The following is a 22,923-nucleotide window of genomic DNA, read 5'->3' as shown; positions in this document are numbered from 1 at the left end:
CGTGGCGGTTAGGATATCAGAATCAGGTTAAGGCGCCGCCCATACGACACTGGGCGAAGCGCAGAATATCTTCTGCCAGCCGCCGGGCCGTATCCACATCCGTCTGGCTACGCTTGATCAGCAGACGGCTCAGGCAGCCCTCGACGATCAGCTCCATCTGTTTAGCGACCATTTCCGGGTCATCCACCTCCAACTGAGTCAGCAGCTCATGAGTATAGGCCAGCGAAGCCTGCTTCTGCTGTTCCGCCAGCTGGTGAATGGGGTGCTGGGGATCGGGATAGAAGGTGCAGGCGGCGATAAACAGACAGCCGGGGTAGCGGTGGTTGCTAACGCAGGTGGTGAGTGCGGCATAGCGTGCCAGCAGCTTTTGCTCTGCGCTTAAGGTGTCGTCCAGCAGCAACTGTCGGCGCCAGGCATCCACCTGCTGGCTCAGATAGCGAAGCGCGTCGTACAGCAGTGCCTCGCGATCGGGCCAGAAGCGTTTCAGGTCGCTCGTCGGACAGGACACGCGCTCAGCGACCATCTCCAGCGACGTGTTGGCGATACCTTCAATTTCAAGAATTTTAATGGCTTCTGCCAGGACGTCTTCACGTAGCACGGTGTTCTCCTCCATCTTTCCTCCTAAAGTGTCGCTCACGCTTGCCAATCGCGCAAATGGGCGCTGAATGCCGCGGCATCCATAAAGCCGGTGACTCGCCGCTCAGGCTGTTCCTGACCCTCAGCGTTGAAGAACAGGATCGTCGGCAGACCGAGCACCTGCAGGTGTTTCAGCAGCGCGACGTCTTGCGGGCTGTTCTTCGTCACATCAATCTGTAATAACACGGTGCCTTTCAGCGCCTGCTGCACGTCAGGTGAACTAAAGGTGTATTTTTCAAACTCTTTGCACGCCACGCACCAGTCGGCGTAAAGATCGAGCATCACCGGTTGGCCTTTTGCCTGCGCCAGCGCCTGGTTAAGCTCGGCAACCGAGTTGACGCGGGTGAACGTCAGATGCGCCTGCTGCTCGACTGCCGGGGCGCCAAATGCCCAGTCCTGCAGGGGCCGCGCGCTGACCAGCGCGGCAGCAAGCAGGATGATTTGTACCAGCCGCATCCACGGTCGGGTAGCGCCCAGCGAGGTGATAAACGCCCAGCTGAAGAAGGCGACACCGAGCATTGACCACAGACGTAATCCCCACGGGTCGCCGACAATGCGCTCCAGCAGGAAAACGGGCAGAGCCAGGATCACGAACCCGAAGGCGGTCTTCACATGGCTCATCCACGGGCCGCTCTTCGGCAGCAGACGGTTGCCAAATACGGTGACGAGGATCAATGGCAGGCCCATGCCCAGCGCGTAGAGGTACAGCGTGCCGCCGCCCAGCCACAGATTACCGCTCTGGGCGATATACAACAGGATGGCGCTCAGCGGCGCGGTGGTGCATGGGGAGCAGATCAGTCCGGCAATGGCGCCCATCGCGAAAACGCCACCGGGCGAGCCGCCCTGGCGCTTATTGCTGAGCAGCACCAGCCGCGTCTGCAGCGAGGAGGGCAACTGGAGCGTGAACAGGCCGAACATGGAGAGCGCCAGCAGAATAAATACCACCGACAGTCCCGCCAGGACATACGGGTGCTGCAGGGCCGCCTGGAACTGCAGACCGGCGGCGGCCACCACCAGCCCCAGCGCGGTGTAGGTTAAGGCCATCCCCTGGACGTAAATAAAGGCCAGCAGCAGGGCGCGCGCGGTGGAAAGCCGCTGCTTTCCGCCCAGCACAATGCCGGAAATCAGCGGGTACATCGGCAGCACGCAGGGGGTGAAGGCGATACCAATACCTATCAGCAGCGCCCACAGCGCCGTAAAGGGCAGGCGGGCAGGCGTGTCTGCAGGCGGCACTGCGGCAGGCGCAGGTGATGTGGCGAGCTCCGGGGCCGGTCGCGGCTCAACCGGCAGCGGCGGGTTGAACGCCGGACGGCTGCTCGTCGACGGCATGGGCTCGATGGCGGTTGCCTGGCCGTCGGCAGAAGTCGCCAGCACTGCGCTCAGCGGGATCACTTTGGTTTCCGGTGGATAACAGAATCCGGCATCGGCGCAGCCCTGCCAGGTGACGGTGAGGGAGGCGTCTTTCTTCGCCTGCTTCACCGTGACCGGCACGGTCAGGCGCTGGCGGAAAATCTCGCTTTTGCCGTAAAACTCATCTTGATGCCACTCTCCTGCCGGGAGCGCCGGTTCGTCGATCGTCGCCCCGGCGGCGCGAAAGGTAAACTGTTGACGATAAAGATAGTAACCATCCTTGATTTGCCAGCTCAGGTTGACATCGTGCTGTTGCTGCTGAAAGTCAAAGGCGAAGGCCTGGTCAGCAGACACGAAGTTCGAGCGCCCCGGCGCGTCGAATAACCCGGCGGTGGCTGACGTGCTGCACAGCAGCAGGATCAGCGTAATGATGCGGTAAGCCATGAGAGGTAATCGTTGTCTCCATGAATGACGGGTAGAACCAGCAGTTCAGGGGTTTGATACGGGTGGTGAGACTTCAGGCAATCCAGCAGCGCCTGCTGATGGGCAAGGTCGGTTTTGAGCAGCATCTGAACTTCATACTCCTGCTCGAGTTTCCCTTCCCAGTAATAGAGCGAGGTGGCGCCCGGCAGCAGCGTGGCACAGGCGGCCAGCTTGTCCGCCAGCGCTTTTGCCGCCAGATCCTGGGCGGTCGCTTCATCCGGCGCGGTACAGAGCACAACAACAGCATCAGGCGTAGTCATCATGAACCTCGTATCAGCGAAAAGAGGCACTATAGCACGCAAGATGCGGGGATATTAGCGTCACGATCGGGGGTAGGGGAGGGAAACGGGCAGCGGGCCCGCGCGGGGCCCGCTGCCAGCGGTATTTACAGCATAATCCCGCCAAAGATAAAGCCCAGGATCACGCACAGCGTGATAGCGATAACGCCGGGGATCAGGAAGGCGTGGTTAAAGACGTATTTGCCGATGCGCGTCGAGCCGGTGTCGTCCATCTCCACCGCCGCCAGCAGGGTCGGATAGGTTGGCAGGACGAACAGTGCCGAGACGGCGGCAAACGAGGCGATCGCCGTCAGCGGGCTGACGCCGAGCAGCAGCGCGGCGGGCATCAGCGCCTTGGTGGTGGCTGCCTGTGAGTAGAGCAGCGTGGCGGCGAAGAACAGCACCACCGCCAGCAGCCATGGGTAATTGTGCAGCAGGTCGCCGGCCACGGCCTGGATATCGCTGATGTGCGCTTTAACGAAGGTATCGCCCAGCCAGGCGACGCCGAGGACGCAGACGCAGGCGCTCATCCCGGATTTAAAGGTGCTGGCGTTGAGCACTTCGCCAGTGTCGATTTTGCAGGTGATGCTAATCAGGGTGGCGATGGTCAGCATAAACACCACGATCGCTTCGTTACGCGGCAGCACCGGGTTCTTAATCAGGCCGACGGTATCGCTGATGGCCGTGGCGTAGAACATCACCGCCACGATGCCGATCAAAAACAGGAGGACAGAGCGTTTGGCGTGCGGCTTCAGCTCAAACACCTGGCTGCCGCGCAGTCTAACTTCCCCCTTGGCCAGCCGCTCCTGGTAAATGGGATCGTCTTTCAGTTCGCAGCCGAGGAAGTTGCAAACAATCGCGGTGAGCATTACCGCCAGCAGGGTGACCGGAATACAGATGGCCAGCAGCGTCAGGTAGCTAACGCCCAGCGGCTCAAGGATCCCGGCAAAGAACACCACCGCCGCGGAGATAGGCGAGGCGGTGATCGCTATCTGAGAGGCCACGACCGCAATCGACAGCGGACGAGATGGGCGAATGCCTTGCTCTTTGGCCACTTCGGTGATCACCGGCAGCGTGGAGAAGGCGGTATGGCCGGTGCCGGCGAGTACGGTCATAAACCAGGTCACCAGCGGGGCAAGGAAGGTAATGTACTTCGGGTGGCGGCGCAGCATCCGTTCGGCGAGGCTGACCAGGTAATCCATCCCGCCGGCGACCTGCATGGCGGCGATAGCGGCGATGACCGCCATGATGATTTCAATAACGTCGAAGGGGATCGCACCCGGTTTGATTTGAAAAATAAGCGTCAGGACAAGGACGCCAAGGCCACCGGCAAAGCCGATACCAATGCCGCCGAGCCTGGCGCCGAGATAAATCGCCAGCAGGACAATAACCAGTTCTGCACCAAACATATATGCCTTCCTTGTTTTTTAACAAGTTGATATTGGATTGTTGTATTTTAGTAAAACTAAAAAGCAAAAAAGGCATGTCATCGCTGACATGCCTTTCAATGACTAACCGGAAAGATTACTGTTCGCTTTCATCGGTATAACGCTTCGCTTTATAAGCAGGATGCATCAGGTTTTGCGCGGAGAAAATATCATCCAGCTCCGCTGCCGTCAGCAGCCCACGCTCCAGCACCACTTCCCGCACGCTCTTGCCGGTTTCGGCGCAGATCTTGCCGACGATATCGCCATTGTGGTGGCCGATAAACGGGTTGAGGTAGGTGACGATGCCGATTGAGTTGTAGACGTAGCCTTCACATACCGCTTTATTGGCGGTGATGCCGTTAACGCATTTCTCCAGCAGGTTGTAGCAGGCGTTGGTCAGGATATGTATGGATTCGAACATCGCCTGGCCGATCACCGGCTCCATCACGTTCAGCTGCAGCTGCCCGGCTTCGGAGGCCATGGTCACCGTGGTGTCGTTGCCGATGACTTTAAAGCAGACCTGGTTGACCACCTCCGGCACTACCGGGTTAACCTTCGCCGGCATAATAGAGGAACCCGCCTGCAGCTCCGGCAGGTTGATTTCGTTGAGGCCTGCGCGTGGACCGGAAGAGAGCAGGCGCAGGTCGTTACAGATCTTGGACAGTTTCACCGCCAGGCGTTTTAGCGAGCTGTGAACCATGACGTACGCCCCGCAGTCCGAGGTGGCTTCAATCAGATCTTCCGCCGGAACGACCGGTAAGTTGCTCACTTCCGCCAGCTTCTGCACCGCCAGCTGTTGATAGCCGTCCGGGGTGTTGAGGCGTGTACCGATGGCGGTGGCGCCGAGGTTCACCTCCAGCAGCAGCTCCGCAGTGCGCAGAATACTTTTGGTCTCTTCATTAAGCAGCACATTGAAGGCATGGAACTCCTGGCCGAGGGTCATCGGCACCGCGTCCTGCAGCTGGGTGCGGCCCATTTTGAGAATGTCCTGGAACTCCACGGCTTTCGCCTGGAAGCCTTCGCCCAGCTGTTTAATCGCATCGATTAACTTCAGGATGGAGGCATACACCGCGATGCGGAATCCGGTCGGGTAGGCATCGTTGGTGGACTGGCATTTGTTGACGTGATCGTTTGGGTTCAGGTACTGGTATTCGCCTTTCTGATGGCCCATCAGCTCGAGGCCGATGTTCGCCAGGACTTCGTTGGTGTTCATGTTTACGGAGGTGCCGGCCCCGCCCTGGAAGACATCGACCGGGAACTGGTCCATGCATTTGCCGTTATTGAGGACTTCGTCACAGGCGGCGATAATCGCATTTGCCGCGCTTTTGGGAATGGTCTGCAGCTCCTTGTTCGCCAGCGCGGCGGCTTTCTTCACCATCACCATGCCGCGCACGAATTCTGGTATGTCGCTGATTTTGCTGTTGCTAATGTAGAAGTTTTCAATCGCTCGCAGAGTATGAACGCCGTAGTAAGCGTCCGCGGGAACTTCCCTGGTGCCCAACAGATCTTCTTCGATACGAATGTTGTTTAACATGTGAACCTTCTTTTCAAGCTGCCAATGAATTCACCAAATACACAGAATATCCAGGATTCAGTATATTTTCTGGCCGACGATTATTTCCTTAACCGGCCTGGTGCCCAAGATCATATGCTGATGATAGCGAATATCAGTAAGCTTGATCACTTATTACATCGCGGGTGTGAGAAGATTTATTAATCTGTGAAATGGGTCACCGCTTTCCTATTGCTGGAAAAAATAAGCATTTCCGCTGATTGAAAAGCCGCGCAGCATCCCCATCTTAGTGGGATGCGATCAGCAAATTGATGATTACGGGGGCTGAGCTCAGCGCCCGTTAGATGAAGGAGACGCCGGTGCGTTGGATTCCGTTTATTGCCTTTTTTCTTTACGTTTACATTGAGATATCGATCTTTATTCAGGTCGCGCACGTGCTGGGCGTCTTTATGACCCTAATCCTGGTGATCTTTAGCTCGGTGGTAGGGATGTCGCTGGTGCGTAACCAGGGCTTCAAAAATTTCCTGCTGATGCAGCAGAAGATGGCCGCAGGCGAGAGCCCGGCGGCGGAGATGATCAAGAGCGTTTCACTGATTATTGCCGGTCTGCTGCTGTTGCTCCCGGGGTTCTTTACCGACTTCCTTGGCCTGCTGCTGTTACTGCCGCCGGTGCAGAAGCACCTGACGATGAAGCTGATGCCGCATCTGCGCTTCAGCCGGATGCCGGGCGGCGGCTTTAGCGCCGGAACTGGCGGCGGTGAGACCTTCGAAGGGGAATTCCAGCGTAAGGATGAGCAGCGCGATCGTCTGGACCATAAGGACGATCCCCGCGATTAATACACGCCCGGCCCGGTCAGCAGATGCGACCGGGCCGGTTTCTTTCCTGGCTTACACGCTACCTGTCGCCAGCTTGCGCCTGGGTAAAAACAGCCACAGCCCCGCCAGCATCACCAGCGCGTACAGACTCTTCCAGCCGACCATCGCCAGCAGCAGCAGACAGAGAATGCTGCCCACCACCGCCAATAGCCGATAGCGCCCGCGCAGCAAACGACAGCCTGCCAGCATGCACAGCAGATAGATCATGATGAAAATGCCGTTGGCATAGACGATCAGCGCGTCCAGATTGATATCGAGCAAATAGATACACAGGGTGCTGACCACGCAGGAGCCCAGCACGGCGTTGAGGGCATTGCGCGGGATCTGCCGTGGCGACAGCCGTGCGAGGTAGCTTTCGGGCTTATGCTGCGCCTGCGACCAGACCAGGCGGGCGAAGCTTTGAATATAGATGTTGAGGCTGGCGAAACAGGCGAGATAGCCGATGACGCAGGCCACCCACAGCGCTTCGACACCGAACAGACGGACCACGATGTTCGGTAGTGACGCCGCCGCCGCCATCTCCTCGCCAAAGGCGTGGAAGTGCAGCACCAGCACGGTACAGGCCCAGTAGACCGAACCGGCAAGCAGCAGGCCTATCATCAGCGCCCTGGGGAAGTCACGCTCGGGATGTTTAAACTCCGAGGCCAGGTGAGCAAAAGCTTCCAGACCGACAAAGCACCAGAACATGACCGATAGCGCGGAGAAGAGCTGACCATGGTCGATCTCCGTCAGGGCGGGGAAGGGGATCTGCGCCGAGCTTATCCCGCCACGCCACCAGACGGCGACGATCAGCGCCACAATCAGCACGGCAACCAGCGTCTGCAGGTTGGCGCTGGAGCTGGCGCCACGCGAACCGATCCACCAGACGATGGCCAGGGTGCCCAGCTCCGCCAACAGTAGCTGCGCATCATGCCAGCCGAACAGCGCCTGGCCGAAGCCGGTGGCGATGTGCAGCGCGGCGGGGAGTCCGACCGGGATAACGGATAAAAACAGCCAGCCGGTGACGCTGGCCAGACGTGGGCCAAATGCCATATCGACAAAGTGGGCCACGCCGGCCGCGCTGGGAAAATGGCGGCCCAGCAGGGCAAAGACGATGGCAATCGGGAAAACAAGGAGAATGAGCAGCGGCCATGCCCACAGACTGTTATCGCCAGCGACCAGCGCCGCCAGCGCCGGGACGGCGAAGACGCCGGTACCCAGCAATGAGGTGGAAAGTAATCCGACTCCCTGTCCCAGTCCCAACTCCTGTTTTAAACCACTCATGATTCCATCCTGCGCCAGTGAAAAAAAAGAGAGTATCACAATCGCTTTTCCTTATGACGCATTGGCCGATAGCGCTGCTTTTTGCGCGCTAGCGCAAAGGTAAAAATTTTTTTTGATTTTGCCCTTGAAGCGGGAAATGGCCACCCCCATCTCTCTCTGCACTAGCCGGTAAACCGCGTTCGGCCCGGCGTCACCCATAACTGATAATGACTTTCTCGAAGGAGAGCTATCAATGAGTATTCGTCCGTTACATGATCGTGTGATCGTCAAACGTAAAGAAGTTGAAACCAAATCTGCAGGCGGCATCGTTCTGACCGGTTCTGCGGCAGCTAAATCAACTCGTGGCGAAATCATCGCTGTCGGTAAAGGCCGCATTCTGGAAAACGGAACTGTGCAGCCGCTGGACGTTAAAGTTGGTGACATCGTGATTTTCAACGATGGCTACGGCGTGAAGTCTGAGAAGATCGACAACGAAGAAGTGCTGATCATGTCCGAAAGCGACATCCTGGCAATTGTTGAAGCGTAATTCGCACGACCCTGAACGAATTTGAGGAATAAAAGAAATGGCAGCAAAAGACGTAAAATTCGGTAACGACGCTCGTGTAAAAATGCTGCGCGGCGTAAACGTACTGGCAGATGCAGTTAAAGTGACCCTGGGCCCGAAAGGCCGCAACGTGGTTCTGGACAAATCCTTCGGCGCGCCGACCATCACTAAAGATGGCGTTTCCGTTGCTCGTGAAATCGAACTGGAAGACAAGTTCGAAAACATGGGTGCGCAGATGGTGAAAGAAGTTGCCTCTAAAGCGAACGACGCGGCAGGCGACGGTACCACCACCGCAACCGTGCTGGCTCAGGCTATCGTGAACGAAGGCCTGAAAGCTGTTGCAGCAGGCATGAACCCGATGGATCTGAAACGTGGTATCGACAAAGCTGTCATTGCCGCCGTTGAAGAACTGAAAGCGCTGTCCGTACCGTGCTCTGACTCTAAAGCGATTGCTCAGGTTGGTACCATCTCCGCTAACTCCGACGAAACCGTCGGTAAACTGATCGCGGAAGCGATGGATAAAGTCGGTAAAGAAGGCGTGATCACCGTTGAAGACGGTACCGGTCTGGAAGACGAACTGGACGTAGTTGAAGGTATGCAGTTCGACCGCGGCTACCTGTCTCCGTACTTCATCAACAAGCCGGACACCGGTGCCGTTGAGCTGGAAAGCCCGTTCATCCTGCTGGCTGACAAAAAAATCTCCAACATCCGCGAAATGCTGCCGGTTCTGGAAGCCGTAGCGAAAGCTGGCAAACCGCTGGTTATCATCGCTGAAGACGTTGAAGGCGAAGCGCTGGCGACCCTGGTGGTTAACACCATGCGCGGCATCGTTAAAGTGGCTGCGGTGAAAGCACCGGGCTTCGGCGACCGTCGTAAAGCCATGCTGCAGGATATCGCTACCCTGACTGGCGGTACCGTTATCTCTGAAGAGATCGGTATGGAGCTGGAAAAAGCGACTCTGGAAGATCTGGGCCAGGCGAAACGCGTGGTTATCAACAAAGACACCACCACCATCATCGATGGCGTTGGCGAAGAGTCTGCAATCCAGGGCCGTGTAGCTCAGATCCGTAAGCAGATCGAAGAAGCGACCTCCGATTACGACCGTGAAAAACTGCAGGAACGTGTCGCTAAACTGGCTGGCGGCGTGGCAGTAATCAAAGTCGGTGCGGCTACCGAAGTTGAAATGAAAGAGAAAAAAGCACGCGTCGACGACGCCCTGCACGCAACCCGTGCTGCGGTTGAAGAAGGCGTGGTGGCTGGCGGCGGCGTAGCGCTGGTTCGCGTTGCGGCGAAACTCGCTGGCCTGACCGGTCAGAACGAAGATCAGAACGTCGGTATCAAAGTTGCGCTGCGCGCAATGGAAGCACCGCTGCGTCAGATCGTGTCCAACGCCGGTGAAGAGCCGTCTGTTGTTGCTAACAACGTGAAAGCTGGCGACGGTAACTACGGTTACAACGCAGCAACTGAAGAATACGGCAACATGATCGACTTCGGTATCCTGGACCCAACCAAAGTGACCCGTTCTGCTCTGCAGTACGCGGCATCCGTGGCTGGTCTGATGATCACCACCGAGTGCATGGTGACCGACCTGCCGAAAGGCGACGCGCCTGACTTAGGTGCTGCTGGCGGTATGGGCGGCATGGGCGGTATGGGCGGCATGATGTAATCGTGCGCTCTACGGCATAAAAAAGCAGAAACCCCTGGCCAGCAATGGCTGGGGGTTTTTCTTTTGGCGCGCTTTTTAGTATAAGGCTTATACATAAAAATCATTTAAGCTGCATCAGAGCGGCAAGCACCTCCGTTTCGGGCGTGAACTGACAAGCGCGACCGGGGAGGGAATGAACGCGGCTCATGCCGACGCAGTTTGAAGGATGATAGATTTACATCCGGGCCAGTGCGTCCAGCTCATCGATCATGGGGAATAACATGCAGGTAAAATATTTAGCAGGGATTGTCGGCGCAGCCTTACTGTTGGCAGGTTGCAGTTCCAGCAATGAATTAACCTCTGCCGGCCAGAATGTGCGCTTCGTGCAGGAGAAGCCGGGCGCAGAGTGTCAGCTGTTAGGGACCGCGACGGGTAAACAGAGCAACTGGCTCTCCGGCCAGAATGGCGATGAGGGTGGTTCCATGCGCGGTGCGGCAAACGCCCTGCGCAACCAGGCGGCAGCGATGGGCGGAAACGTGATTTACGGCGTCAGCAGCCCGACGCAGAACCTGCTGTCGAGCTTTGTACCTACCGACAGCGAAATGAACGGCCAGGTTTATAAGTGCCCGAACTGATGCGTGACGCCTCTCTCTGCGAGCGCGGAGAGAGGCGTGGTGTTATTTAATCCCTAAAGAGACTTTAGTTTCCTGATAGTAGTTTTTCAGGAATTTTAAGCCTTGTTCGGCCGATAACGTCTGTCCATCTTCGGCAGGGAGGTCATGCATAAACGTCCGTTTTATCTGATGCTTATCGTTATATCCGCGAAATTTAGGTATAAGGTGCATTATACGTAATGCAACATTTTGAATTTGCTGATCGTTAGCGTTGAGGTAGGTCTTGACGATACATCCGCATAGTAGTTTCTCACCATCATCGGTGTGGTAGCTAAACAGAATGGCGACATGATTGGGAAATAACGCCTTTCGCCATTCATCATGAGAATAGTGTTGATAATTCATGGTCGCGCTTTCATCAAGTTCGCAGTCGTAGAGCATAATAAAATCAAGGGTTCCGCTGAAATGAAGAATCGCTTCTTTATCACCGGAGTTTTGTAGTGCCTGAATCATTGCGCGTAATATGATCTCTGCCTGACCATTACTGAAGCGTAAGGTAACAATTTGCTCGCTTTGTAAAGCAGCGATGATGGTAAAGGTTTCACTATCTTTCTTTAAAGCGATTGACATGATGCGCTTTGCAGGATCGGGACATTCGACGTCTTCCTGTTGCATAACTGGTGACTGACTAATAAGAGCCTGGCTTTCCGCGATGAGAACAGTTTTATATTTTTCACCGTCTTTTTGCAGTCGCTCCATTACCGCCATTAGTCTATTCTGCGTAATTAATAAAAAATCACGAATGACCGTATGCTGCATTGTATAACATTCATCAATGCCATCACTATTGCGGACTTTGAGAACAATCGCTAATAAATGTCCTTCATGCATGATAGTTCCGGTATTGATGCCTTTAATGAGGTTATTCATTTTTCTCCTTCCTTGAGATTAACAATTATTTATGAATGTTTTTGCTTGAGAGATCGATGATTCTATCTGCTGAAGCAATTGTTGATGGCCGGTGTGCCACGATAATACGAGTAATACTTAACGATGATATGGACTGATTAATATAAGATTCATTAGCCAAATCCAGGTGACTGGTAGCTTCATCCATAAATAAAATATTTGGCTTACGATAAAGTGCACGAGCGATAAGCAGACGCTGTTTCTGTCCACCAGAGATCCCCAGGCCTAATTCCCCAACCAGGGTTTCGTATCCCATTGGCATCTTCATGATTTCATCATGAATGTTGCTGAGTTTGGCACAATGCATCACAAACTCCATGTCAGGGTTATCTTCAAAACTACAGATATTATCCGCAATTGAGCCAGAAAACAGGCGATCTTCCTGCAATACACAAGCTGTACTCATGCGATAGTTATTTAAACCAATTTTTGAGATATCTAAACCTTCAACAACGACTTCCCCATGAGTGGGGGTCAGAAGACCACACATCACTTTCAAGAGCGTCGTTTTGCCAATACCTGAGGGACCGACCAGCGCAATTGATTCGCCAGGTAGGACATTAATATTAAGATCGCTGAAAATTGGCTTGGTAAACGGATCATATTGATAGCTCAAGTTTTGAACGTTGAGGGCGACACCTCTATTCTCTTCAAATATACGCCTGGCCGGGAGTTCTTTTTCAGGCTCGGTGAAAACGATCTCAGAGAGACGTTCATTATGTAAAGAGAGCATGCGTAGCTGCATACTTAAGTCCACCAGGCTTGACGCTCGTTGCGAGAACTGGCCACGGAAGGCATTAAATGCCATAAACATCCCAAGCGTCATTTCGTTATCAATAACCATGACTGCCCCTAACCACAGGATAACGACCTGATCTATTGATGTAATTAAGGTGTTTATACCACCGAATAGCATATCGAAGCGTGTTTGTTTAATACCAGCATTACAGGCTTCAATATTGATGTTAAGCCAATGTTCCGAACGCCGCCCTTTAAGATCGAGAGCCTTGATTGTAGAGATGCCATACAATGATTCCATAAAATGTGAGCTGGAACGCGCGCCTTTTACAACCTGCTCTTCCGCCACTCGGCGATAGAACTGGTAAGTCGCCAGACGCATGATGGCGTAACACAGAGTAAACCCGATCACTACCCAGACCAACCATCCGCCATACAGCGTCAGCATGATGATTAAGCCAACAGTCATGATCAGGTCTATCAATCCGGAGATGATGCTGTTAGTAAACGTTGAGCGAATTGTATCTAATGAAGAAAAACGTGATTGAATATCACCCAGATGCCGCTTTTCAAAGAAAGAGAGTGGCAGGCTCATTAAATGATCAAATAGCGTAGTTTTCCATTGAATACTGGTTAAGGTGTTTAATGTTAATGAGGTCCATGCACGTAACATGCTGATGAACGTCCGAAATAACGTAAACATTACTAAACCGATGCAGATGACAGCTAAAAGGCTTTCATCGTGAGCAATAATTACATGGTCGGTTACCAGTTGGGTGCCAATGGGTAATAGCAGGTTGATTGCTTCAACAACAACCGAATAAGCAAAAATTTTAAGCAAAGCATTTTTTAGACCACTGATGTTTTTCATCAGGTCAATGAGGCGTAAGCGACTTTTTGCTTTTTCCTGCTGAAAGTTGTTATCAGGCCATAATTCAAGTGCAACGCCGGTAAAGTGATTTGACATTTCTTTTATGCCTATAACACGTTTACCCATTGCCGGATCGTGAATAATGAAACTATTTTTCTTGCGTTTTATTAGTACTACGTAATGATTTAAATCCCAATGTAAAATACAGGGTAGTTTCAATTGTTGGATTTCATCAAGATCAAGAGAAAGCGCGCGACTTTTGAGTTGCGCTTGTTCGGCCGTTTTGCTAAGTGATAATAGTGTTGCACCTTGCGTTGCGCTACCGAAACGATGACGAAAATTAAATAAATCAATTTCGAGACCATGGTAGCCACATATCATTGCCAGACATGCAATGCCACATTCTGAGCCTTCGGATTGCAATATAATAGGGGCTTTTCGACGTAACGAAAAATTTACGCGAGAAGTAATTTTGTCAAATAATTCGTTAATCATTGATCGGCCCATTTACACTGTGAGAGATTTTATAGAAAGGAGTAAACATCCACATATAAAGTGGTCGCTCTTCCAGGAAGACAGTTGCTTCTGCTTTTAGTCCGTTTGAAAGTGTTAAAACTTTATCGTTATAGCGAAATGAACTGTCTTCTATAGATACTAAGGCCTTATATAAAGTGATATCTTGTTGGTTAGCCGCATTACCAACGTTGTTATACTCTTGTAACTCTTGTCGAGAGGCAGGAACCGTTGAGATAGTCGCTACCTTACCAGGAAATTGTCCAAATTTATCTGAAGGAAAGGCTTCATAACGAATATTTATGGTGTCCCCAACCTTAATATAGGGAATACTATTGTTAGGTAGCCAAAGCATTAGATAATATTCAACATTCCCGATGGGCTTAATCTGTGCAAGGCTGCTGCCACGATCAACCATTTGACCGCTAGTCACTGCTAATGATTCTATTTTTCCGTCGGCAGTTGCTTTAATGATAGCATTGTCGTTTGCGCTAGACTCGACACGCTGATTTTTATAGTCATTGATTTGGTTCTTTTGGCTTGAGATCTGGTTATCAAAATCAGCAGATTTAGTCACCATATCGCTCTTAAGCTGTGTTAACTGCGTCTCCAGTTGCATTTTTTGGCTGGTAAGCGATTGGTAGGAACTCTGCTGTTGAAAATAAAGGTTATGCTGATAATTATACTGATCTTTAGTAATTAGCCCCTTTTTAAGATAGTCATCGTAGCTGGAAAGATTGGTACGCATCTTTTTCAGGCCAGCTTGAGTATTTGCCAACATACGCACGGTTTCATGTAGAGAAGATTCTACGCTGGTGAGCTGGTCATTTAGCGCATCAACAGTTTCTTTTTTGTTTTCGGTAATCTTCTGAATAATTTCTTTTGCATTACTGATTTTTTCATCGATCACCTCTGTCATAGCCAGACTAACGTTACCACTGGTGGTATGTCTGGAGACATCAAGTTCGTAGAGCGGAGTTCCTTTTTTTACAACATCACCGATGTTAACAAATTGCTTAACGACAAAACCCTGTTGCGGAGCAAAAACGTTGATGGAGTGCGGTAACGTGACGACTTCACCATACACATTAATGCGCTGGGTATAGTTAAAAAAAATCAGCATGAATATTAGGACGATTAAAAAGGTACACGCCAGCAGGGTAATTAGCCAGGCAGGCATCCCTGCCAACAGAAGTGCTTTGCCCTTCCAGTGATATTTTTTATATTCGATCGCTTCCTTGCGATAAATATTTTGTGCCATATGTGTCTACTTTTTTAATGGGAGAGAAAAGGCCCGAGGGCGGGCCTTATGAAGGGGGTCATTTATGTTTCCCAGAGTACAGACGTGGCGTTAAAAACCGCATATAACATGTCTTCAGTAATCTGGGAAGCGATATTGAGCCCCCTAAAGACGTCAGTGGTTAAGTCACCAACCAGACCAGCGGCCCAGCTGACGATATAGTATTTTGATTAAATTACCAAAATACTAAAGTACCGTTGAACCCTGCGTACAATACATCTTCGAAAATTTGGCAGACAGTATCGTAACCACCAAAAAGGCCTGCAGTTAGGCCACCGACCAGGCCAGCAATACCGCCGACGATGGCACCACCCAAGGCACCAATCAGACCGAAGCCTAACATACCGCCGGTATTTCCGCCGATGGCGGCGCCTGTTGCCATGCCGCCGAGTGTTCCGCCTACCCCACCGATAATCAGACCTGCACCTGCCTGAAAGAGATTGTTGGCGAGAGAGGTGATCGCACTCTGGGCAGAGCTAAAGTCCCAGATATATCCGGTGCCCCATCCTGGTGTATCAGCAGCACCAGAGACGCAATCCATTTCGACCATTGATAATTCTTTCATTGCGAATTCCTTTGCAATAAGAAAGTTATAAAAATCCTAAATTAGGATCTGCTTGGTTCGGTTTGCTTACCAGAGAACAAACGTACCATTGAAGGCCGCATACAGTACGTCTTCGGCAATTTGAAAAACGGTATCGAAACCGCCGAATAAGCCCGCAGTCAGACCACCGACCAGGCCAGCAATACCACCGACGATGGCACCACCCAAGGCACCAATCAGACCGAATCCGAGATTGCCGCCAGTATTGCCGCCGATGGCGGCGCCTGTTGCCATGCCGCCGAGTGTTCCGCCTACCCCACCGATAATCAGACCTGCACCTGCCTGAAAGAGATTGTTGGCGAGAGAGGTGATCGCACTCTGGGCAGAGCTAAAGTCCCAGATATATCCGGTGCCCCATCCTGGGGTATCAGCAGCACCAGAGACGTAATCCATTTCCATAATAGATAATTCTTTCATTATGATATCCTTCACATAATATTTTTCGATTCGTATGGTAGTTTTAGTATTTGTCTTGTATTACCAGAATACTAAGGTGCCATTAAAGCCAGCATAAAGTACGTCTTCTGCAATTTGCATAACGGTGTCAAAACCACCAAAAAGCCCTGCGGTCAGGCCACCAACCAGGCCAGCAATACCGCCGACAATGGCACCACCTAGAGCACCAATCAGACCGAAGCCTAACATACCGCCGGTATTTCCGCCGATGGCAGCACCTGTCGCCATACCGCCAAGTGTTCCGCCTACGCCACCAACAATCAGGCCTGCTCCAGCCTGAAAGAGGTTGTTGGCAAGGGAGATAATTGCGCTCTGGGTAGAACTAAAGTCCCAGGTATAGCCAGTACCCCACCCTGGGGTATCAGCAGCACCAGAGACATAACCCATTTCCATGATAGATAATTCTTTCATTTATTATTTCCTTTATGAGTTAAATGTAATCTCCGTTTTTCAGAGCCGGAGAAACGCTCCCTATAGCTATAGCTAATATAAATATTATTAGTACAGATATTCGTTTTCTGATGGCAGAGGAATGGACACTATCAGCAAATTATCTGCCATAAAATTTCCGCACAAATTAAGTGGTCCTGTATTCTCATGCAATGTGAATTAATAATTCATATTAAAAATTCATCACAAAACAAAACCCTCAACAATAGATGAGGGTTTTGTTATTACAGTTGCTTATCAATCCTGATCGATGGTTACCGTCATGCCCGTATTTGCCGTTCCTGGGCCGATATTGCCAACAGTGGTTGCAGCCTTATATCTGGCAGTCATTGGTAATGTGAGCTCCTTGTTACTTACGCTTGAACTGGTGTAAGTATAATCAGAAGAGAATTTAAGTAGGGTATTATTATTATCCCGGACCTCAACACCTACGTTCTGGGCTGCATTTGCGACTGTGGAATCAACATCCATAAAGCCGTCACTTGCACCAGACGTCATTCGCTCGAAGGAAATCTTCACCGGCGCATCGGTTGGGATGCCATCGGGGCAGTTAATCACCAGTTTGAAGTTTTTCACCGGACCGTAGCCGCCACTATTAAAGTCGCTCTTACTGATAGTCCCCATCTGTACTGTCTGGTTACGGTTTGAGTTACTTAAGGTACAACTTTTCGCCGTCCACCCTCCGGCAGGCCCATTGGCAATGTTAATTTCATAAAATTGCTTGGCACCGACAGAAGTGGCACGTGAATTAACCTTAGCAGTGACCAGCGTACCTGTTTTAAATTTTCCTTTATTAACAGTAGGAATTTCACCCGTTTTGATAATTTCTATTTTTACCGTACCGGTGGCATTGCTACCGCTCCATGAACCCATGGCAGGGCTTTGAGTGTAGGGGGCATACTGTGAACGATAGACAATGTCCGTAACACGGATGCCGATACCGGTTAGCCCTGTTTCATAAACTCCTGAAATAGCAGATTCTGTACTAAAATTAGATCCCATCGTTGACCCATACCACAGCGCCTGCGTTCCACAGTTAAAGGCGGCGGGATAATTTCGGGTATTTACCTGCTGTACTTTTAATACACTGCCTACTGGCGCATCGGGATCGATTTTAAGTGAATTAATAGTGATATTCACCTTATTGGCCGAAACAGAGCAGTCTGCCGCCTGAGCCTTGCCGATAGCCAGAGACGTAGCCGCGAGCAACAGGCTTATATGCAATATATTTTTTCTAGTAACTCTCATGCTCAATATCCTTTTATCGCATCCGATTAGCGGCAGACCGCTTGAGACTGTGTTATCCCTGCGTTCTGCGCAGCAGTTTGTAATGAGAATGCAGCAGTACACATCTGGGTCGATTTTTTACCCCACTGTACTTTCAACGAGCCAGTCTCTTGAAGTCCGGTTAGGTATACCATGCCATTATCGTTAACAATACTGCTATAATTTTCCTGCGCAGGGTCAGATACCGTGGCACCGAAAGGTAAAGGATTATTTAAAGTATCAACCAATCTAATTATTGCTCTTAATCCAACATTACCGCTAAAGTTTGCTCTGGATATGGCACCGCGGGTGGGGACAACTTTTTGACTTGTAATATCCATATCGACGTTGTCTGCAAAAGTTTCACTATCCAACATAACTTCATTATAACGATAAGGCGTCAGATACGGGACAATCGCATAGCCGCGGAAATCTGTTTTCACACCGGTTTCATTTAATATCCGGGTGTCTGTCACTCCTGGTGCTTTAACCAGGGCTGCAGTATCGCCTAATTGTTGGCCAAATGTTAATCCGTTCTCATGAAGAACAACGCTGCCTGATGCGCCATAGTTTACGCGCTGCGCATTGTGATCATAGTCATAGCTGCCAAAAACTTCTCCATAGGTTCCGCTATAATCCATACCGGCGCTGCCACTAGCATATTGTTCATTATCATAAGATTGCTGAACGTTCCAGCTTAAATTGTTATCAGCCAGGGTGGTGCCATTTAGCCCAACACTGTTAGTTGTTGAGCCTGGATTCCCTGTATTCATTGAGTATGTGACCCAGGTATTTGGTAACAAACTGCTAAATGGCAGACTTAAGGTTAGTGAAAATAATTTATCACTGTCGTAGTGTCGATTTGAGTCACCATTGATTTGTGAGGATCTATTGTATGAATAATTAAGTGAATAATTAACCAGTTTCCATGTATTGTTATAACCTACACTAAGTGAAGTATTCCGGCGATCTTCATTCCAGTAATCTTCAACTACACCATTGAGCGTTAATGATCCCAGTGAGCGTCCCATATTCTGGCTAATTGTCGCTTCTGTTCTATTGCGAACACGGTCGTATGAATAACTACCGCTATTGCGATAGCTGTTTAGCACATCACCTAACGTATTATAACCAGACGTTGAGTAGCGATAGCCTGCAATGGATAAGTTTGTCCCGATATCGGTTAAGTTTTTACTATAGCGTATGCGCCAGGACTGACCCGATGTTTTATCCTGATTTTTTAATGTTGACCACGCTTGTGTGACATCGACGGATACCGCACCAAAATCACCCATATTTTGTCCAATACCGACCGCAACAGACTGGTATTTTGAGGATGACTGAAAGCCTCCAAACGTGGTGGCACCATACGGTAAACCATAGCTGGCTGTGGCTTGTGTAAATGGAGTCTCGTCAACGGCACCATCGTAGGGGCGATATTGTCCAGAAGTGATACTGTATTTCAGACTGCCTTCACGACGCAGAACTGGCAGGGAAGCGTAAGGTACAACGAACTCTTGCCGACTACCATCTGATTCCTCTACGGTAACATAGAGGTCGCCACTACCACCGGTAGAGTACATATCAGAAATTTCAAAAGCCCCGGGACGCACATAGGATTGGTAGATTAAATATCCGTTTTGCTTAATTAATACTTTAGCATTTGTTCTGGCTATCCCGCGGACAACAGGAGCATATCCCTGAATACTATCGGCATCCATTTGGTCATCAGTAGCTAACTGAGCACCTGTAAAAGGCACACTATCAAAAATGTCTGCATTAGATGAGCTTTCGCCCATTGTTAATACGCTTTTAATTGTTGGAATATTGCGTTCTACATAGGTATAAACAGTATCCCAGTCTCCTGAGCTTGAATCACTGTCAGACTTGTTCCATGTGGTATAATTCCTCAAGCGCCACGGGCCCAGGTTGAGGCCTGGTTGCATGTTGAGATTATAGTTCTCTGTGTCGCTGATATTGGACCGGCGCGCGTAGCTGTTAGAACCGTTGAACTGATAATTCATCAACAAAGCAGTGATACCATCATCAAACTGGTCCGGGGATACATAACCACGAATAGCAGGACTCAGTGCGGCCTGTGGCAAGTTAAATCTTAATGTTTGCGTATTGAAAATAAATTCGTAAGTCGCTTCAGGAATCACAGAGATATCTGCACATCCGAGCGTGTTATCAATTAAGTTTGGAAATGAATCGGTTCTGATACCAAAAGCACGAAAATCTTTTACGCTTAAACATGGCTGGAGAGTGCTACTGTCCTTACCGCTGGAATTTGTTTTAGTGGTAAATTCAACATCACGGGTATCAATAAACGCATCATTAACAATGATATCAACACGATATTTACCGGGAGATTGCGAGTTTTCGTGCTCAAAAGCTGAGAGGTCTGGCACGCGATCCGAACCGTTCATACCGTTCAAAAATGCCGGGTTGAAAAAGTCTCGCGCAATGACATTTGAGCTCAAGCAAGTAAGACAGGCACTCATCAACGCAAGAGAATAGGTGGTGTATCTAAATTTAACAACCATCGCATAATCCTTTATATTAGCGAGTATCGCTTTATTTTTTTCCGTCTATGCACTTTTATAATGTGGTTTTATGTTCCGGCCCTATACCGCCTTGGTCGTTTATGATTTTCCAGATTACGGTCCCGCTTGATACGCCATTGGGGAGTGCATATTCATTACTTGAGAATGGCGCGAGTAATAGCGCATCCTTTACCAAGGAGTTATTAACTTTTACAGTAGAAAAATTCATATAGTAACCTGTAGGGTTTATGACTTTGAGTTTTCCTCCAGTTATTTGCCAGGTCAACTTTGTTGTAACATTTTCTGGTGTGTCATCGGCAAGTGCTTTTGGCCGATAAAATAGTTTCATCCGATTACGTACAGCGATTTGCAAAGTATTTTGCTTCGCATCTTCATCTGTCGCTGCCGGGATGGAGGTTACGTTAAAGTAAAAGAGAGATTCTCGATCTGCCGGCATCGCACTGCTTGCGTTGAAGATACGTAAAACACTCTTTTGTTGTGCATCAAGCCGGAAAAGTGGCGGCGTGATCATAAAATAACCGGCAGATGATTCAATGCTTCCTTTCTCAAGAAAGGTTTTTATCAAATACGGAAAGTTCTCTTTATTCTCGACTGTTATGTTTATCTCTTTTTTACCTTCCGGATAAACAAGACGAGTACCGCCAATCACAACTCCCGCTTGAGCGTTTGTAATATTAAAGATAACCGTTACTATTGACAGGAAAAATGATAGAAAAATACGCATAATTTTCTCTGCTTAAAAAGAGGATGTGCTCCCATTTATGGGAGCACAAATTACGTCTTAACTACTATTAATAGTTAATGGTAAAGGTAGCGCTAGAGTTTGCAGTACCAGCAGAGATGGTGGTTTCACGCTGGATATAAGCTGCTTTGAAGTTCAGCTCGGTAGAGCTACCGGTACCTACGTTCAGAGTGAACGGCTCAGACGGCTCACCCAGCTTCAGCGCATTGCCGCTTGGGTTAGACAGCAGGATCGCAACTCCAGACGCTGTGGAACCGCTGTCCAATGCCAGGTAGCTGTTATCGCCATTATAATAAGCGCCATCAAACTTCAGAGTTGCCTGAGTCGGAGTACCCGCTGGGCATTCGGTCAGGAAAATCTTCACATTAGTAGAGCCAGCGCCTTGTGCCGCAGTTGAACCTACGCCAGAGAAGCTGCTTACAGGTACAATGCCCAGATCAACGGTTTCGTTGCTGCCGCCAGTCAGGCTACCGATGTGCGTTTCGCAGGAAGCATCGGTGATAGTACCGGTGAACTGAACAGTACCATCAGCTGCCAGTGCATTGCAGGAGATGATTGACGCAGCTACGAATGCAGCGAGAAGCTTAGCATTTTTTTTCATTTTACAAGTCCATATAAATATAAAGTTACTTAGTCCTGCATAGATACCGATAATTAATTATTATCATGTGAATGACATATCATTTATTGATAATTTTGATAAATGTTTGAGGTGTGCTCGATATTTATCAATGCAATTGCCGGCTCTATGATATCGCTTGCCATAGCGAACCATGGGAAAGCGGGAGTAATTTAAAAGCATGGTGCAAAAAATGCTTGTGAATTCTTTATGAAATGCCTCTGAATTTAATGCTTTTATAGTAGATTGAGATGCTGCCATTATTTGAGGTGAATTTAATCTGAAAATGCGGGGGCTAAACAAGATAACTGTCGCATATTGATTTATCTCCTGTATTCTGTGTGGCGCCGGTCAATGTGAACTAAACTCGTTCCTTTTTGAAATGATAATGTTCATAGACCATGTTGGCTGAACTAATTAGAATTTATTATGGATAATGGTTTTTCGTGGGGCAGGGATATGGATAACGCTGCGTTATTTAATGGGTGTATGATTAATCATGAAGTTATCTTTAATGCAAATATGAATGAGCTGCGGCCGCTTTCAGGTGACGGAGAGTGTGTCAGCCTCAATGCGCCCACTGCCAGATGCTTGCTGTTACTCTTGCAGAATAGCGGTAAAGTGATTTCGCGGGATGAATTTCTGGCTGCTGTTTGGGAAACCCGGGGAGTGGTGGTGTCACAAAATACGTTCTATCAAAATATCTCTTTGCTGCGAAAATCATTGCTCAAAGCGGGGCTGTCGGCGGATATCATTATCACCGTCAGGCAAAAAGGGTTTAGCGTCGCGCCAGATACCCTGATCATCCCTCTCTCTGATGAAGAGTGCGAGAATATGAATCGGGCGACATTAACGCATTATCAAAATAATAAGGTTGCCGACGTTACTGCCGAGAGCAAAGGTCATTCTGACGATCACGTAGTTATTCCATTAACAGAAAGCTTAGCGATTCAGGGCAATGAGTTGATAGAGAATAAAGTGGAGATACCAGAAAAACAATCGGAACGATTACAGGTAACTTTTAAAATGCCCACCTGGTTAATCGCGCTGATTGTAGTGATGATTGTGATTAATATCGTGGTGCTGGTGGTGCTTCACCGTTAGCTTGTCGCAATAGGGGGTTATCACGTAATGCGATAGCTGACAGCTGACAGCTGACAGCTGACAGCTGACAGCTGATAGCTGTTTACCTAATCCTCT

The 22,923-nt window shown here is 49.9% G+C and carries 21 protein-coding genes; 5 read left to right on the top strand and 16 right to left on the bottom strand.

From position 1 onward, the window contains the following. Positions 1-22 precede the first annotated feature (22 nt). From SP68_RS23725 to aspA, 5 genes are all read right to left on the bottom strand, one after another. Entirely contained in the window at positions 23-598 is a 576-nt protein-coding gene (locus SP68_RS23725; protein ID WP_032691323.1) for a transcriptional regulator, read from the bottom strand. 35 nt (positions 599-633) lie between these two features. Beyond that, entirely contained in the window at positions 634-2,430 is a 1,797-nt protein-coding gene (locus tag SP68_RS23720) for a protein-disulfide reductase DsbD (protein WP_040971122.1), read from the bottom strand. Continuing rightward, on the bottom strand, positions 2,406-2,729 hold the full coding sequence (gene cutA, locus SP68_RS23715) for a divalent cation tolerance protein CutA (protein WP_008807222.1): 324 nt from the start codon (positions 2,727-2,729) through the stop codon (positions 2,406-2,408). Before cutA ends, SP68_RS23720 begins: the two co-directional genes overlap by 25 nt. Positions 2,730-2,854: 125 nt before the next feature. Continuing rightward, entirely contained in the window at positions 2,855-4,156 is a 1,302-nt protein-coding gene (locus tag SP68_RS23710; protein ID WP_008807221.1) for an anaerobic C4-dicarboxylate transporter, read from the bottom strand. Between the two features lie 115 nt (positions 4,157-4,271). After that, positions 4,272-5,708, bottom strand: a complete 1,437-nt coding sequence (gene aspA, locus SP68_RS23705) for an aspartate ammonia-lyase (RefSeq protein ID WP_002885424.1) — start codon at positions 5,706-5,708, stop codon at positions 4,272-4,274. A 338-nt stretch (positions 5,709-6,046) separates the two neighbouring features. Between aspA and SP68_RS23700 the strand changes: the two genes are divergently transcribed. Then, complete coding sequence (locus tag SP68_RS23700) at positions 6,047-6,523, top strand: FxsA family protein (protein WP_012543133.1); 477 nt, start codon at positions 6,047-6,049, stop codon at positions 6,521-6,523. A 51-nt stretch (positions 6,524-6,574) separates the two neighbouring features. Here the strand turns inward: SP68_RS23700 and yjeH are convergent, their stop codons facing one another. After that, positions 6,575-7,825: an L-methionine/branched-chain amino acid transporter gene (gene yjeH / locus SP68_RS23695; RefSeq protein WP_040971143.1), complete on the bottom strand. Its 1,251-nt coding sequence runs from the start codon at positions 7,823-7,825 to the stop codon at positions 6,575-6,577. A 232-nt stretch (positions 7,826-8,057) separates the two neighbouring features. Between yjeH and SP68_RS23690 the strand changes: the two genes are divergently transcribed. The 3 genes from SP68_RS23690 to SP68_RS23680 all read left to right on the top strand — a co-directional run bounded on the left by SP68_RS23690 (position 8,058) and on the right by SP68_RS23680 (position 10,649). Then, positions 8,058-8,351 (top strand): co-chaperone GroES, encoded by a 294-nt coding sequence (locus SP68_RS23690; RefSeq protein ID WP_003855929.1) that lies wholly within the window; start codon positions 8,058-8,060, stop codon positions 8,349-8,351. Positions 8,352-8,388: 37 nt separating this feature from the next. Beyond that, positions 8,389-10,035: a chaperonin GroEL gene (gene groL, locus SP68_RS23685; protein WP_008807218.1), complete on the top strand. Its 1,647-nt coding sequence runs from the start codon at positions 8,389-8,391 to the stop codon at positions 10,033-10,035. Positions 10,036-10,295: 260 nt separating this feature from the next. Beyond that, positions 10,296-10,649, top strand: a complete 354-nt coding sequence (locus SP68_RS23680; RefSeq protein WP_004152419.1) for a DUF4156 domain-containing protein — start codon at positions 10,296-10,298, stop codon at positions 10,647-10,649. A gap of 42 nt (positions 10,650-10,691) precedes the next feature. On the opposite strand, the gene yjeJ is transcribed toward SP68_RS23680, so the two are convergent. The 10 genes from yjeJ to SP68_RS23635 all read right to left on the bottom strand — a co-directional run bounded on the left by yjeJ (position 10,692) and on the right by SP68_RS23635 (position 21,705). Further along, positions 10,692-11,558 carry a YjeJ family protein gene (gene yjeJ / locus SP68_RS23675; RefSeq protein ID WP_040971181.1) on the bottom strand — a complete coding sequence of 289 codons (867 nt, stop codon included), beginning with the start codon at positions 11,556-11,558 and terminating at the stop codon, positions 10,692-10,694. Positions 11,559-11,583: 25 nt separating this feature from the next. After that, entirely contained in the window at positions 11,584-13,701 is a 2,118-nt protein-coding gene (locus tag SP68_RS23670) for a peptidase domain-containing ABC transporter (RefSeq protein ID WP_040971183.1), read from the bottom strand. Beyond that, on the bottom strand, positions 13,694-14,980 hold the full coding sequence (locus tag SP68_RS23665; protein ID WP_032731752.1) for an HlyD family secretion protein: 1,287 nt from the start codon (positions 14,978-14,980) through the stop codon (positions 13,694-13,696). Before SP68_RS23665 ends, SP68_RS23670 begins: the two co-directional genes overlap by 8 nt. Positions 14,981-15,194: 214 nt before the next feature. Next, on the bottom strand, positions 15,195-15,584 hold the full coding sequence (locus SP68_RS23660; RefSeq protein WP_032731754.1) for a hypothetical protein: 390 nt from the start codon (positions 15,582-15,584) through the stop codon (positions 15,195-15,197). Between the two features lie 66 nt (positions 15,585-15,650). Continuing rightward, entirely contained in the window at positions 15,651-16,040 is a 390-nt protein-coding gene (locus tag SP68_RS23655) for a hypothetical protein (protein ID WP_032731756.1), read from the bottom strand. Positions 16,041-16,100: 60 nt separating this feature from the next. Further along, positions 16,101-16,490, bottom strand: coding sequence for a hypothetical protein (locus tag SP68_RS23650; protein WP_032731758.1), 390 nt, complete (start codon positions 16,488-16,490; stop codon positions 16,101-16,103). A 276-nt stretch (positions 16,491-16,766) separates the two neighbouring features. Beyond that, the gene (locus tag SP68_RS23645) at positions 16,767-17,777 is read right to left on the bottom strand and encodes a fimbrial protein (protein WP_032731760.1); all 1,011 of its coding nucleotides are present in this window, start codon (positions 17,775-17,777) and stop codon (positions 16,767-16,769) included. Between the two features lie 26 nt (positions 17,778-17,803). Beyond that, a complete protein-coding gene (locus SP68_RS27060) occupies positions 17,804-20,341 on the bottom strand; it encodes a fimbria/pilus outer membrane usher protein (RefSeq protein ID WP_022064652.1) in 2,538 nt (845 codons plus the stop codon). A gap of 55 nt (positions 20,342-20,396) precedes the next feature. After that, positions 20,397-21,086, bottom strand: a complete 690-nt coding sequence (locus SP68_RS23640; RefSeq protein ID WP_022064651.1) for a fimbrial biogenesis chaperone — start codon at positions 21,084-21,086, stop codon at positions 20,397-20,399. A 67-nt stretch (positions 21,087-21,153) separates the two neighbouring features. Then, positions 21,154-21,705 (bottom strand): fimbrial protein, encoded by a 552-nt coding sequence (locus SP68_RS23635; RefSeq protein ID WP_022064650.1) that lies wholly within the window; start codon positions 21,703-21,705, stop codon positions 21,154-21,156. A gap of 477 nt (positions 21,706-22,182) precedes the next feature. Between SP68_RS23635 and SP68_RS23630 the strand changes: the two genes are divergently transcribed. Beyond that, positions 22,183-22,827, top strand: coding sequence for a winged helix-turn-helix domain-containing protein (locus SP68_RS23630; RefSeq protein WP_022064649.1), 645 nt, complete (start codon positions 22,183-22,185; stop codon positions 22,825-22,827). Positions 22,828-22,923 lie beyond the last annotated feature (96 nt).

Origin of the sequence: Klebsiella variicola, assembly GCF_000828055.2 — a bacterium.
In the GTDB taxonomy this organism is placed as follows: Bacteria; Pseudomonadota; Gammaproteobacteria; order Enterobacterales; family Enterobacteriaceae; genus Klebsiella; species Klebsiella variicola.
This window is presented reverse-complemented; position numbering and strand designations above follow the sequence as displayed.